The sequence below is a fragment of the uncultured Novosphingobium sp. genome, from assembly GCF_964277725.1.
Lineage (GTDB): Bacteria > Pseudomonadota > Alphaproteobacteria > Sphingomonadales > Sphingomonadaceae > Novosphingobium > Novosphingobium fluoreni.
The window spans coordinates 1-13,142 of the sequence record NZ_CAXYKL010000142.1 but is presented as its reverse complement, the minus strand read 5'-3'; the positions used below and the strand labels follow the sequence as shown (position 1 = coordinate 13,142).

13 protein-coding genes, 1 other RNA gene and 2 pseudogenes are annotated in these 13,142 nt (G+C 63.9%); 6 read left to right on the top strand and 10 right to left on the bottom strand.

Annotated features, from left to right (window positions below; genetic code table 11):
* From ACHWRX_RS08460 to ACHWRX_RS08435, 6 genes and pseudogenes are all read right to left on the bottom strand, one after another.
* Positions 1–358 (bottom strand): annotated as a pseudogene (locus tag ACHWRX_RS08460) (ATPase); the annotation flags it as partial.
* Between the two features lie 82 nt (positions 359–440).
* A complete protein-coding gene (locus ACHWRX_RS08455) occupies positions 441–1,193 on the bottom strand; it encodes a TIGR02186 family protein (RefSeq protein WP_058735092.1) in 753 nt (250 codons plus the stop codon).
* Positions 1,190–2,104, bottom strand: a complete 915-nt coding sequence (locus ACHWRX_RS08450) for a sulfite exporter TauE/SafE family protein (RefSeq protein ID WP_058735093.1) — start codon at positions 2,102–2,104, stop codon at positions 1,190–1,192. Before ACHWRX_RS08450 ends, ACHWRX_RS08455 begins: the two co-directional genes overlap by 4 nt.
* 82 nt (positions 2,105–2,186) lie before the next feature.
* Positions 2,187–3,431: a hypothetical protein gene (locus tag ACHWRX_RS08445; RefSeq protein ID WP_394658857.1), complete on the bottom strand. Its 1,245-nt coding sequence runs from the start codon at positions 3,429–3,431 to the stop codon at positions 2,187–2,189.
* Positions 3,428–4,828: a glycosyl transferase family protein gene (locus tag ACHWRX_RS08440; RefSeq protein WP_394658856.1), complete on the bottom strand. Its 1,401-nt coding sequence runs from the start codon at positions 4,826–4,828 to the stop codon at positions 3,428–3,430. The genes ACHWRX_RS08445 and ACHWRX_RS08440 overlap by 4 nt, the downstream gene beginning before the upstream one ends.
* Positions 4,829–4,936: 108 nt before the next feature.
* Positions 4,937–5,356 carry a VOC family protein gene (locus tag ACHWRX_RS08435; protein ID WP_394658855.1) on the bottom strand — a complete coding sequence of 140 codons (420 nt, stop codon included), beginning with the start codon at positions 5,354–5,356 and terminating at the stop codon, positions 4,937–4,939.
* A 219-nt stretch (positions 5,357–5,575) separates the two neighbouring features.
* Here ACHWRX_RS08435 and ACHWRX_RS08430 point away from each other — a divergent pair, with 219 nt between their 5' ends.
* Together ACHWRX_RS08430 and ACHWRX_RS08425 are read left to right on the top strand one after the other, a co-directional pair.
* Positions 5,576–6,385: a metallophosphoesterase family protein gene (locus tag ACHWRX_RS08430; RefSeq protein ID WP_394658854.1), complete on the top strand. Its 810-nt coding sequence runs from the start codon at positions 5,576–5,578 to the stop codon at positions 6,383–6,385.
* Positions 6,386–6,465: 80 nt separating this feature from the next.
* Positions 6,466–7,641, top strand: a complete 1,176-nt coding sequence (locus tag ACHWRX_RS08425) for a diguanylate cyclase (protein WP_394658853.1) — start codon at positions 6,466–6,468, stop codon at positions 7,639–7,641.
* 28 nt (positions 7,642–7,669) lie between these two features.
* Here the strand turns inward: ACHWRX_RS08425 and rnpB are convergent.
* From rnpB to ACHWRX_RS08405, 4 genes are all read right to left on the bottom strand, one after another.
* An RNA gene (rnpB, locus tag ACHWRX_RS08420) (RNase P RNA component class A) lies at positions 7,670–8,100 on the bottom strand.
* Positions 8,101–8,110: 10 nt separating this feature from the next.
* Positions 8,111–8,815, bottom strand: a complete 705-nt coding sequence (locus ACHWRX_RS08415) for an N-acetylmuramoyl-L-alanine amidase (RefSeq protein ID WP_058735098.1) — start codon at positions 8,813–8,815, stop codon at positions 8,111–8,113.
* 45 nt (positions 8,816–8,860) lie between these two features.
* Positions 8,861–9,505 (bottom strand): histidine phosphotransferase family protein, encoded by a 645-nt coding sequence (locus ACHWRX_RS08410; RefSeq protein WP_058735099.1) that lies wholly within the window; start codon positions 9,503–9,505, stop codon positions 8,861–8,863.
* 54 nt (positions 9,506–9,559) lie between these two features.
* On the bottom strand, positions 9,560–9,955 hold the full coding sequence (locus ACHWRX_RS08405; RefSeq protein ID WP_394658858.1) for a M67 family metallopeptidase: 396 nt from the start codon (positions 9,953–9,955) through the stop codon (positions 9,560–9,562).
* 68 nt (positions 9,956–10,023) lie between these two features.
* Between ACHWRX_RS08405 and ACHWRX_RS08400 the strand changes: the two genes are divergently transcribed.
* From ACHWRX_RS08400 to ACHWRX_RS08385, 4 genes and pseudogenes are all read left to right on the top strand, one after another.
* On the top strand, positions 10,024–10,962 hold the full coding sequence (locus ACHWRX_RS08400; protein WP_394658852.1) for an RluA family pseudouridine synthase: 939 nt from the start codon (positions 10,024–10,026) through the stop codon (positions 10,960–10,962).
* 93 nt (positions 10,963–11,055) lie between these two features.
* Positions 11,056–11,964 carry an RNA polymerase sigma factor RpoH gene (gene rpoH, locus ACHWRX_RS08395; RefSeq protein WP_058735101.1) on the top strand — a complete coding sequence of 303 codons (909 nt, stop codon included), beginning with the start codon at positions 11,056–11,058 and terminating at the stop codon, positions 11,962–11,964.
* A 345-nt stretch (positions 11,965–12,309) separates the two neighbouring features.
* Positions 12,310–12,753, top strand: coding sequence for a hypothetical protein (locus tag ACHWRX_RS08390; protein ID WP_394658851.1), 444 nt, complete (start codon positions 12,310–12,312; stop codon positions 12,751–12,753).
* Between the two features lie 177 nt (positions 12,754–12,930).
* A pseudogene (locus tag ACHWRX_RS08385) lies at positions 12,931–13,142 on the top strand (monofunctional biosynthetic peptidoglycan transglycosylase); the annotation flags it as partial.

The following is a 13,142-nucleotide window of genomic DNA, read 5'->3' as shown; positions in this document are numbered from 1 at the left end:
GGAATGCGCGCATCACCCCGGTATCGGGGCAAATCTCGCCCTCGCCCAGGAAATCGATCTGGGCGACGATGGCTTCAGCGGAGCCTGGGTCCTGCTTCTGGCTGCGCACGCTGGCGAGCAGCCAATGGTCGCCGGCGCGCAGCTTGATCTGGCATCCGACCTGGCCGGACAAGGCGATGGCCGGATCGGGATCACCGGAACACTCGGTCAGCCGGGGTACGTCCAGAACGATGCGCGATCCAGAGCCGGCGATTTCGATGACCATGCCGATCGGTTCATGCGCATTGGTCTGCACGGCACCGGCAAGATGCGTCAGGTCATCAAGTTGCGCGCGGCCCGATGCTCCGACCGCCGCCATCTGCATGTTCATTGTTGCTTGGCCGTCCCGATTGTTATCCCGTCCACAGCTAGGGCGGCACGATTAATATCAGGCTAACCTATCAGGTGAGGGCGAACAGCCGCCCCGCGATCCAGCCCATCGCCACCGACACGATCACCGCCAGCAAGCCATAAAACAGGCCGTAATTCGCCGAAAAGTCCGCGATCGCGCGCTCCACACCGATCTTTCGCACATCGACCGTGCTGCTGGCCGACGCGACGACACGCCCTTTGGAAATCGCGAAAGTCTCTGCCGTGTACGTCCCGATCGGCACGCGAGACGGCAACCCGATCCGCGCCTGATACAGCACTTGCTCGTTCACCTTCACCGCGCCTTCCTCCTGCCGATAGAGTCCTTTCTCGACATTGAGTTGGACCAGGCCGGCGGCGAAGCGGGCTTGTTCGTCGGGATCGATCGAGCCGATCGGCGAAAGCTGCAGCCACTTCAGCCCCAGTTCGTAGATCGCGGCGGTCTTGTCGTCGACGATCTGCGCGATCGGGCGGGTCGAGGCGATCGCGTAGTATGACGGTGCCGAGCGCAGTTCGGTGCTGTCGACATTGATCCAGATGCCTGCGACCTTTTGTTTTTCGCGCACCACGATCGACTGGGTGGGGCCTTTCAGCACCACGATGATGTCATAGTCCTGCGCGGCGCGGGTGCCTTCCGGGCTCAGCACCGCGCCGAACAGCAGCAGTTCGGTGCCGGTGAAACCCTGGCGCAGTTGCACTTCGTGCTGCGACACTTCGGGCACCAGGATCGGGTCGCGCGCCGCGCCCAGCAGCAAGAGAAGAAAAAGAGCGACAATCCCCCTCAAAGCGGGGCCACCGTGTAAATGTCGTCCGGGCGATAACCCAGGCCCAGCGCCATGCGCAGCGCCACCAGCAGCACGATCACCGCCAACAGCAGCCGCAGTTTCACCGGACTGGCTTTTTGCGCAAACTTCGCGCCGACCTGCGCACCCGTGACCGAGCCCACCAGCAGCAACGTGGCCAGCACGATGTCCACCGCCTTGGTAGTCAGCGCGTGCATCATCGTGGTCGCCATCGTGACGAACAGGATCTGGAACAGCGAGGTGCCGACAACGACATTCGCGCTCATGCCCAGGATATAGAGCATGGCCGGAACCAGCACGAAACCGCCGCCGATGCCCATCAGCATCGTCAGGATACCCGTCGCCACGCCCAGCAGCAGCGGCGCCAGAGGAGAAATATAGAGACCCGAACGATAGAACCGCCAGCGCATCGGCAAGTTGGCGACCAGCGGGTGATGCCGTCGTTTGGCCGCGGGCAGCGGCACGCCGCTGCGCTCCGCCCGCAAGGTGCGGATGCTCTCCCGGGCCATCAGCCCGCCGATCGAGCCGAGCAGCAGCACGTAGAGGATGTTGATGACGGTATCGATCTGGCCGAGGCGCTGGAGCACGTTGAACAGCACCGCGCCGATCCCGGTCCCCAGGATGCCGCCCGCCACCAGCACGCCGCCCATCTGATAGTCGACCCCGCCGCGCCGCGAATGCGCGAATGCGCCCGAAACACTGGCGCCGGTGACCTGGCTGGCGGCGGAGGCGGCGGCCACCGTGGGCGGAATGCCGTAGAAGATCATCAGCGGCGTCGTCAGGAACCCGCCGCCGACACCGAACATACCCGACAGTAGCCCAGTCAACGCGCCGAGTGCGACGATGATCAGGCCGTTGACCGACAGATTGGCGATGGGCAGGTAGACGTCCACGGTCCGTCTTCGCTAGCCTACCCGGATGGCGGAGGAAAGGCAGGCCGCGAAAAAGCCCGTCTTTCCCGATGCCGCCATTCGGTCAGAACCCGGCGGCGACCGTCACGGCAGGGCCTGAGCCCGGCTCCGCATTTCCCGCCACGCGGAAACGCCAGTCCACCGCCAGTCTGCCGAAGACCTTGGAGGTCAGCGGCATCGAGACGGTCGCCCCCGGCCCTGCGTCGATTCGCGATGCGCCTTTCTGGATGCCGCCCCAGACACCGCCGCCGGCGCGCGCCTCCACCCGGCCTACCGTCAGCAGCGAGCGATCGACGCGCAACTGCCCGTCGGCGAACGGCGTGGCATATCGGCCCGCGACGTAGCCGGCTTGGCCATAAGCTTCAGCGCGCAAGGCCCCCGGTAACGGGATCGCCGGCAGTTCCGTCACCGCCATCGCCACCGGCTGGACTCTGCGCGATCCGCCTTGGGCGGTGACCCGCCCCTCCAGCGCCGCGACCACGGGCAGGCGGGGAATCGGGCGCGCAGAAAGCCCCAGCGCCGCCGTCGTCTCGTTGATCGCGCCGACGCTGGACGTGGTACGCAAGTATGCCGTCGGCCGGCGCGGATCGTCCATCGCAATACGGTATCGCAACACGGCCCCGGCCTGGCTGGCACCATATGTCGCCGGCAGCGTGCCCGCGCGCGGAACCCTGCCCCCGCTTTTGCGCAGGAGGGTCCACGCGTCCATCGACCAGCGCCGCTTGTCACCGATCAAGCGGCCGATCTTTGAACCAAGCAAAGCATTGGGCTCACCATATTGCGGCACTTGCAAGCCGGGCCTGGCCTGCGGGGCTCCGGTGAAGCCAAGCGGGAGCGTACCGCCATCCTCCAGCGCCATCCGGCCGATCGGTTGGCCGGGATAGTCTGCCGTCACGTACATTCCGGACGTGTCCGCATCCCGGTCGCGCTGCTCCTGCGGGAAACCGGCCAGTCGGTCGGGACTCGTGCCGTAGCGGCTCGCAGGGGAAGGCCTGGCGGACGAGTAACCACCGGGTGCCGGCAGGTAGTAGACGACCGTCGGATAGCCCGCGCCGTAGGCTGGCTGGGGATAGAGTGCGCTATCCACAGCCATGGGATACGATTGCAGGCCGATATGCTCGCGGGCGTTGCCATGATCGGCCCGCGCCGCAGCGATGTTTGCGGAAGGTGACGTGGCAACCATGCGGGACACGGTTGGCAGGCTGCTCGCCACCGCGCCGCCGATGGTGGATACCCTGGCCCCGACCCACCCCAGTAGAAGAGCGGCCAGCACCACCAGCGGCTGCCCCCGCTTGCGCGGGCCGCTCATGCAACGGCTCCGGCAAAGGCGGGGTGATGATCATGCTCGGTCTTGTCCCACACCACCGGCGCGCCGCGCAGTGTGCGGGCATAGGCGACGATCGCGCGGCGACCCGCCATGATCGCGATCACATTCGCCACAAACATACGCGGGATCGATCGCAACCCTTCAGCCATGTCGTAAGCGTGCGCGGTGAAGGCGAACCGCATCCCCGCGCGCCAGATCATGCTGGCGAGGCAGACGAGTAACATCCCCCGCAAGCCCGATCCGGTGACGATCGCGCCGCTCAGCCCCGCCAGTTCGGCCAGGAGCAAGATACCGCTAATGCACAGCCAGACGTAGGCGACGGCCAGCACCAGCGCCATCAGCGGCCCCTTGCGATCTCTCAGGCGCATCCACGCATCGAGCGGGCGGCGCGACCAGCCCAGGCGGTCCCATCCCTGCAAGGCGATGCCGTGAATCCAGCGGGTCTTTTGCCGCACCGCCGTTTCCAGCGTGGATGGAAAATAGGCGCGGGTGGCGATCAGGCTGCCATCGGCGGCGCGCTCTCGCACGAAGCGTGAGCGGCGCCCCCTGTCGGAGAAGAGGAACCCCAGTTCGTAATCCTCGGTGAGGCATTCGGACGCGAACGGCCCGTCTCCGCCCTCAACACGGCGAGCGTGGGCAAGCACTTCAAGCCCGGACCTTGCAAACCCGCAACCCACTCCTGCGGCCGGGATCGGCGCACGCAAGGCATCGCGAACCGTCAGCGTCTTGGTATGTGCTTCGGCGAATTCGTCCGAATAGTGGCCGGCGATCCAGGGCGAATGCCGCTGCGGCTCCGGCAGGACCGGAAGCTGAACGAAGTCCGCCGTCGCCAGGCCCCTGCCGATGGCAGCCAGGGCCTGGGGATGCACCATATCCTCTGCATCATGCATCACCACGCCCGCAAAACGGCGACCGCTCGCCCGCTCGTCGGCGCACATCGCGCGATAGACCCGATTCAGGCAATCGGCCTTGGTCGTCGGTCCCGGCCGGTCATGGATTACGATCCTCAGGCGCGCATCGCCAGCGGCTGCCGCCATGGCCGCGGCCACCGTCGCTGGATCATTGCCGTAGCAGCCCACGTAGAGCCGGATATCACGCTGCGGCCAGACGCGAAGGGCGTAGCTGACCATCGGGCCGATCACCCGCGCTTCCTTCCAGGCCGGCACGAAGATCGCGAGCGGCCCCGCTGCTTGGGTCGCATGGGCCGATTCATCAACGGGAGGCTGCCACAGGCGCCATAGCCGCTGCCCGATCCACAGGCAGTCTACCGCGAATTCGTCCAGCGCGCCCAAAACGAACCAGAATGCGGCAAAGTACAGCAGTTCCTGTTCGAGCATCCGCAACAGCGCGATGCCCCCCAGCAGCGGATCGTCCGACATGAGATTTCAAGCCCCCGGCGGCGATCGGTAATCTGCCGGGGGCGGGCCCGCTATTTACAATTCTGTAACCCTGCTCGTCCGGATATCAGGCCGGCATAGGCCTTTGCCTCACCAACTGCCGATGTTGGGCATGCTCGCCCAAGGCTCCTGCACCGGAAGCCTGCCATCCTGCAGCAGTTCCACGGAAATTCCGTCAGGCGAGCGCACGAACGCCATGTGTCCGTCGCGCGGAGGGCGGTTGATCGGCACGCCTGCCTCCATCAGGCGCTGGCACGTCTCGTAGATGTTATCGACCCGATACGCCAAGTGACCGAAGTTGCGACCGCCTGAGTACTCCTGCGGGTCCCAGTTGTACGTCAGTTCCACCTCCGCGACCCCGTCCTGCCCGGGCGCCGCGAGGAAGATCAGCGTAAAGCGCCCCTGCTCGTTGTCGAAACGGCGCACTTCTTCCAATCCGATCAGGCTGAAGAAGCGAACGGTCGCGTCCGGATCGGTGACGCGGATCATGGTATGCAGATATTTGGTCATGGTCAGGGTGCCTTCACAGGACTGGCGGCGCGGTTCCTGGGGTTGAAGCGGCCGTATGGGATGGCCGCTTATGTGGCGGGCCATACGCCGCGTGCAAGCCGGAACCCGCACGCAACCCGCCGCTTCGGGAGGGCTTATGTAGTTTTACAAGGCATCTGTTCAGCCCGTGGCCACGTCTTGTCGCTTAAGTACTTTCCGGGTATGGTGCAGCGCAACACGATGAAAAGTCTATTCCGCAGGTTTTCCGGCAGAGCGCGGCCGGCCCTTCCCGTCCATCCGGCATCGACACCGCCCGGCACGCGCATCTACGCGGTGGGCGATATCCATGGCCGGTTCGACTTGTTCGAGGAGATGATCCGCTCGATCGAAGCCGACGACGCTCGGCGTAAACCGGCTCGCACCGTCATCGTGCTTCTCGGCGACTTGATTGATCGGGGGCCAGACAGCGCTGGCGTCGTCGCCCGTGCCAGGGCCTGGGCGGAGCAGCGCGTGCTGAAGCTGATCATGGGCAACCATGAGGAGATGTTCCTCGACAGCTTCCGCAAGCAGGGCATCCTGCGCAACTTCATGCGCTTTGGCGGGCAGGTCACGATGATGTCCTACGGCATTCCCCAGCGCGCGTTGGCGGAGGCGGAGCCTGAAGAATTGCAGCGTCTGATGGCCGATGCGGTTCCGCAGGAGGACCGCGATTTTCTGGCCGGCTTCGAAAAGATGGTGCGCTACGGCGACTATGTCTTCGTCCACGCGGGCGTGCGGCCCGACATGCCGCTGGAACGCCAGACTGGGCAGGACTGCCGCTGGATCCGTGAGCCTTTCCTCAGCCACGAAGGGGACTTCGGCGGGATGGTGGTGCACGGCCATACGGTCACCGAAGCGCCCGAACTGATGCCCAACCGCATCGGTATCGACACCGGCGCGTTCATGAGCGGCAAATTGACCGCTATCGGCCTGGAAGGCACAGAGCGTTGGCTGATGCAGGCCTGCGAGCAGAATGACGGAGACATCGCCTGCGTGGCGCGGGCTGCCTGAATCACCCACGCTCGTCGCCCGCGTTAAGAATAACTTTTAGGATCGTACATTAAACCTTCGCCGAATCCCTGGCGGTGGCGATGCATTTCGATCTTCTCACTCTGTACTATCTAGCGATCGGAACGCTGCTTCTCAGCGCGCTGATGACGCTGTGGGAATGCCAGGACCGTGCAGGCCGTTCGCGCGAGATGTGCATCCTGGCCGCCGGTTACTTCGGGCTGGCAGTGGGATGTGCGCTGGCCACCGTGCGGCCTCACGCGCCGGGCGCTATGGTTCCGGCACTCAGCAGTATCGTAATGCTGGGCGGATACCTCCTGCTTCTGGAAGGTGCAGCCGCGTTTTCGGGCCGGAGTCATCGGCGAAAGGCGATCGCGCTGCTGGTGATGCTCACGGCGACCTGGGTGGTATTCGGCGGTAACCAGTCCGCAAACATCTGGTATTTCGCCTGTGGCCTGCCGATCGCGCTCGCCAGCGGTCTTACCGCCTGGGAGCTGTCACGCAGTGCCCAACTGCGGCACCTGCGTTCACGCCGGGTTGCCGTGCTGATATCAGCCTTGCACGCGCTGCTGTACCTAGGCCGAGCCACGATCCTGCCCCTGCTGGCGGAGCGCTTTGGCGCGGACGTCGTGATCATCGCCAGCAAGGTTACGATGTACGAAGGCGTTCTATACTCGGTCGCGATGCCGGCTGCCTTGCTGGCGATGCTGCGTGAGGAGGCGCACGAGCAACTGCGCGATGCCTCGCAAACCGATTTCCTGACGAACGTGGGCAACCGGCGCTGGTTCTTCGAAACCGGGGAACGCCTGCTGGCGGACCTACCGGCAACCCACAGTGAAACCTGGATCTTTGCCCTTGACCTCGATCATTTCAAGGCCATCAACGATCGCTTCGGCCATGCGACGGGTGACCAGGTGCTGCAGGTTTTCGCCCGCGTCGTACGTGATACGCTGCGGGGAGGAGAGATCGTCGCCCGGCTTGGCGGTGAAGAATTCGCCGCGATCCTGCGGGGCCGTTCCCGTTGCGACGCGATCGTGGCGGGGGAACGGATAGCGTCGCGCTTTTCCCGGGCCGTCGCTGCGGAACCTGGCCTTGCCGGGGTGACCGCCACCGTCAGCATCGGCATCGCCGAGCACGGGAGCCACGGCACCAGCCTTAGCGAGTTGCTCTCCGCCGCCGACCGGGCGCTGTATTCGGCCAAGGCGCAGGGGCGCAATCGCATCGAAAGCGTGCCAGACCCGCTGCAGGCCGCCGCCTGATCATCGCGTTGATCGAGTATCCGGGATTCGCGCCGGGGAGCCTGTAAGCCGGGTTCTGTCATGCCGACGGTATCCCAGACGGGACCGTATCGCCAAGGGCAGCCATTCCTCTTACGCGTTGCATCGCTGCACCGCTCTAGCGACCAACCCGGGCTGTCGGGTCCGAAACAGACCCGCCTTGGCATAAGCCTCAGCGCGCAGCCCCTATTTGGTCTTGCTCCGGGTGGGGTTTGCCATGCCGCTTGCCGTTACCGGAAGCGCGGTGCGCTCTTGCCGCACCCTTTCACCCTTACCGTCGGTTCCAAGGAACGTCTGGCGGTCTGCTCTCTGTGGCACTTTCCCTAAGCTTCGGGGCCAAGGCCCCTCGCCCGGCGGGCGTTACCCGCCACCCTCGTTTCGTGGAGCCCGGACTTTCCTCGGCACTTCAAACAGAAGTGTCGCGGCTGCCCGGCTCCCCGGCGCGAAGCAGTCACCTAGCACGACCGGTGTCGCGTTCCAACAAAAGCTCTAGCAGGATACCACCGATCTCACCGTCGATCTCACCGTCGATGTATTCGGGTCGCCAGCGGCGCTGGAAGGCCCGCACGGCGGCGCGGCCGTCGACCACCTCATAGCCGAAGCGCTCTAGGGCGAGATAGAACGCGCCCGGATTGTCGTAAAATAAGTTCATCTTCGCCTTGGGGATCTCCAACGCGAGACCCAGATCGCCCAGGCGAGCCCAGTCGAAATACTCACCCGGATCCACCTTGCGCGCCGGTGCGACGTCGGAATGGCCGACCACATTGGCGCGGGGGATGTCATGCCGGTCCATCATGTCGGCCAGGAGCGGCAGCAGCGCATCCATCTGCGGCTCGGGAAACGGGCGATAGCCGAACTCATGCCCGGGATTGACCAGCTCGATACCGATGCTGGCCGAGTTCACGTCGGTAATCCCGCGCCAGTAGGACCGACCGGCGTGCCAGGCGCGCTTGTCCTCGGGCACTAGGCAGGTGACGGTACCGTCCTCATCGATCATGTAGTGCGCAGAGACTTGCGAGCTTTCATCGCACAGCCGCGCCAGCGCCTCCCCCGCCGTGCGCATGCCGGTGTAGTGCAGCACGATCATCGAGATCGGCAGCTGCCGCTCGTTGAAATTGGGGGAATGGACGACCTTGTTGACCAGCCAGCGGTTCATCGTGCGATCCGCGTCTGCATGGCCATCATGCCCTCTCCTATGCGCTCAAGCCGCGTCGGGCAGCATGGCGCCCAGCACCAGCGCCTCGTCAGTCAGCATATATTGCAATTGCCCCCCGACAGTCTCGGCCAGGCCCGCCAGCATGGCGGCAGGCGCGGTGCGGCTTGACAGCTCGTTCTCGGGAAGCTGGTTTTCCAGTGCGCGGCCAATATCGCGATCGAAGGCGATGCGCGGTCCTTCAGCGCGCACCACGATCTCGCTGGCGCCATCGCGCTGCTCGGCCGCGAGCGATAGCACGCCGCCACGCGGCAGGGCCTCTATCCCCACGAGCGCGAAGTTCAGCAGCGTCTTGATGGCCGGCTTGGGCAAGGCATCGCTGCCAAAGGCCCATTCCACCGTGATGCGCGGATTGTTGGCCACCAGCGCATCGACCAGCACGCGCGCCTCGTTCACCGCCACCAGTTCTCCAAAGCCGCCCGCAGCGCCGAATGCGAGACGGAAGAACTTCAGCTTGTCCGCCGAGATCCGCGCGCTTTGCTCCAGCAGTTCGAAGCAGCGCTGGCGCATCTCAGGGTCTTTCTCGTCCGCGAGCAGTTCCAGCCCATTGCTGAGCGCGCCCACTGGGCTGAGCATATCGTGGCACAAGCGCGAGCAGAGCAGGCTGGCAAGATCAAGCGAAGAGGTGGTCATGAGATTTTTTCCGTGTATCCATTCTTCGCATCGGCGCTTGTTGTGAAAAGGCTTCTAGCCGTCGATGATGCGGCAGGAAAGTGGCGTGAAACCATTTCCGCTATCGCGCCAGAAAGCAACCTCGCCCGCGGCGATGATCGCCCACACGCGCAAATCGCCGGTGGAATGTTCGCAGTCCGTGGCGGACGGAACCGGATGGCCTTTGGGATGCGAATGATAATAGCCCAGCACCGCCGCCCCGCCCGTCCGCGCGGCCCGGTGCGCGGCGAAAAGCGCTGCCGGATCAATCTCGAAACGCATCTCGGGCGCTGACGAGATATTGGCGGCGGGGGCAGCCTGATCGATCCGTTCGCCATGCCCCAAAAGCAGGCCGCAACACTCTAGCGGGGCGGACGCTTCCGCTTCCTTCAACAGTGTGGCGATCACGCCACTTGTCACTTCCACAGCCATGCCCACGTATTAAGCATGACCGGGGGGCCCCAGCACAGCGTAATCTTCTCAGCCGGCCCGTGCCGGCGATGAGCGACGAAATCATCTCCGGCGTCACCGGGCCCGAAGCGGCCCGGCTCGACAAGGCGCTGGCGGACGCCACCAGCCTCTCGCGCGAGCGGGTGAAAGCGCTGATCGGCGAAGGCCGGGTCTCGATTGCCGGTGCGTCGGCAGTACAGCCGTCGCTGAAGATCGCTGCGGGCACCCCTTTCACCATCGCCGTGCCCAAGGCCATCCCGGCCGAGGCGGAGGCGCAGGACATCCCGCTCGTCATCGTATTCGAGGATGAGCACCTGATCGTCGTCGACAAGCCTGCCGGATTGGTCGTTCACCCGGCGGCGGGCAACCTGGACGGAACCCTGGTCAACGCCCTGCTCCATCACTGCCAGGGCCAGCTGTCAGGCATCGGCGGCGTGGCGCGCCCGGGGATTGTCCACCGGATCGACAAGGACACCTCTGGTCTGCTGGTGGCGGCCAAGACTGACAAGGCGCACGAAGGACTGGCGCGGCAATTCGCTGACCATTCCATCGCACGAGCCTACCGCGCCGTCGTATCCGGAATGCCCCGCCCGGCCGCCGGACGAATCGAGGGCGCGATCGGCCGATCAGCAACCAACCGCAAGAAGATGGCCATCGTCGCAGATGGTCGCGGCAAGCATGCCGTAACTCATTATTCAGTGTTGCAACCGCTAAAATCCGCCACTTTGATTGAATGCAGGCTGGAAACTGGGCGGACGCATCAGGTGCGCGTTCACATGTCGTCAATCGGGCATCCGCTATTGGGGGACCCAACTTATGGACGCACATCATCGCCGCTGCGACCGATCCTGGAACGGCTACAATTCCGCAGGCAAGCATTGCATGCCGCGGAACTTGGCTTCCTCCATCCCGTTACACAGGAAACGGTCCGATTTTTCAGCTCTATCCCATCCGACATGTCGGCGCTGATCAGGGAATTGCAAGACTGAAATCGGAATTGTGTGCTATACTGAACTTGTGGCTCCGAACTAAGATGCCGATTGGATCTTCAACCGTGGGCCGACACAGAAAGGACGGATCACGTGGCTACTAAGGAACGCAATTTGCCGGCCGTTCCCTCTCTCGGGGGCGAACAGAGCCTCAATCGCTATTTGTCCGAGATCAAGAAATTCCCGGTCCTCGCGCCGGAGCGTGAGTATATGCTCGCCCAGCGCTACCGTGAACATGAGGATCGTGACGCAGCGGCGCAACTGGTGACCAGCCATTTGCGCCTCGTGGCCAAGATCGCCATGGGCTATCGTGGGTATGGGCTACCGGTGTCCGAGCTGATTTCCGAAGGGAACATCGGCCTGATGCAGGGCGTCAAGAAATTCGAGCCCGAGCGTGGGTTCCGTCTCGCCACTTACGCCATGTGGTGGATCAAGGCCTCGATCCAGGAGTACATCCTGCGGTCGTGGAGCTTGGTAAAGATGGGCACCACCGCGGCGCAGAAGAAGCTTTTCTTCAACTTGCGCCGGATGAAGAAGAATCTCGATGCTTACGAGGATTCCGATCTTCATCCCGATCACGTGACCACGATCGCCACCAAGCTGGGCGTATCAGAAACCGAAGTGGTCAACATGAACCGGCGCATGATGATGGGCGGCGATGCTTCGCTGAACGTTTCCCTGCGTGAGGAGGGTGAAGGTCAGTGGATGGACATCCTGCAGGACGACAATCCGCTGCAGGACGAAATCGTCGCCGACGCCGAAGAGAAGACGGTGCGCCACGATCTGCTGGTCGAGGCTATGGGATCGCTCAATGAGCGAGAGCGGGACATTCTGACCGAGCGCCGCCTGACGGACGATCCCAAGACGCTGGAAGAACTGAGCCAAGTCTATCACGTCAGCCGCGAGCGCGTGCGTCAGATCGAGGTTCGGGCGTTCGAGAAGCTGCAGAAGGCGATGAACCGGATCGCCACGGACAAGCACCTGCTACCTGCCCTCGCCTGATCATCCCGGCTTGAGTACAAGAAGGGCCGCCCGAAGGGGCGGCCTTTTTTTTGGCTGCTGTATAACTTCCGGTCCGATGCAGGATCGCTGCCAAGGCCTGAAGCGAGCCCAATAAGCGCTGACGAAATCCGCTTGATCCGCCCAGCGCCGGACGGGCCGAAGTTCGAGAAAATGCTCCGTCCGCTTTGCGCATATCAGGGCAGTTGCGAAGTATGCCGGCAACATAATAGCAATAGCGAATGTGTTGCGTCATCATAGAAGAACGCTTCGTCGCAAGTACGGCAACGCATTGCCCGGCCCAAACGTCTGTAGCTTGTTATCTAAATGAATTGCAGGAGTTTAGTCATGCGTAAGGTACTTCTTCTCGCCGCGGCCGCCATCATTATCCCGGGTGCCGTCAGCGCACAGTCGGCCATGTCCACCCAGCCAGGTGCGACCATGAGCGGTCAGGCGGATTCGGCTACGACCACACCGGCCCCCACTGACACGCAGTCCACGATGGGCGCGCAGGGCGACATGGGCGCGCAGTCCGGCACCGCTCCCTCTGGGACGACCACGCCAAGCGATCCATCGGCTATGCCGGGCGGCGCGATGAGCGATAGCGCTTCCGGTGCGAACACCGCGGCAGATGCAACCGCCTCGACGAGCGCGACTGCCGCACCATCGGCCATGGATACCGGTTCGAACGCAGCAGCGGACACGATGTCGCCCAGCGCCTCGGCCAACAAGACCTATCCTATGTGCTCCAAGACCGTGCAGGACTCGTGCCGCAATCGCGGCGGCAAGTAAGCTTCGGTGAACGATTAAGCCTCCGGGCTAGATCGCAAAGAATCGGCGCGGGAGGATATTCCTCTCGCGCCGTTCTGCGTGCCGTACATCCGCACCCAGTGCGTGCCTGCTTGCTTGGTTGCCGTTCCCCCTCCTAGGGTGCCGATCTCACGGCTCTGGGGGCGTACAGGCACAATGCTGCGGATTATCGCAAAATCCATACTCTGGTTTTTCGCCATCACGGTCGGCCTGACGGTGGTATTCCGGTTCGTCCCGCCGCCCGTCACCGTGACGATGCTGGTCGATGCCAATGGCATCACCAAGGACTGGACGCCCCTCAGCCGGATCGACCGCAATATGGTCGACGCGGCGATCGCGGCGGAGGATGCCAAGTTCTGCCTTCACAATGG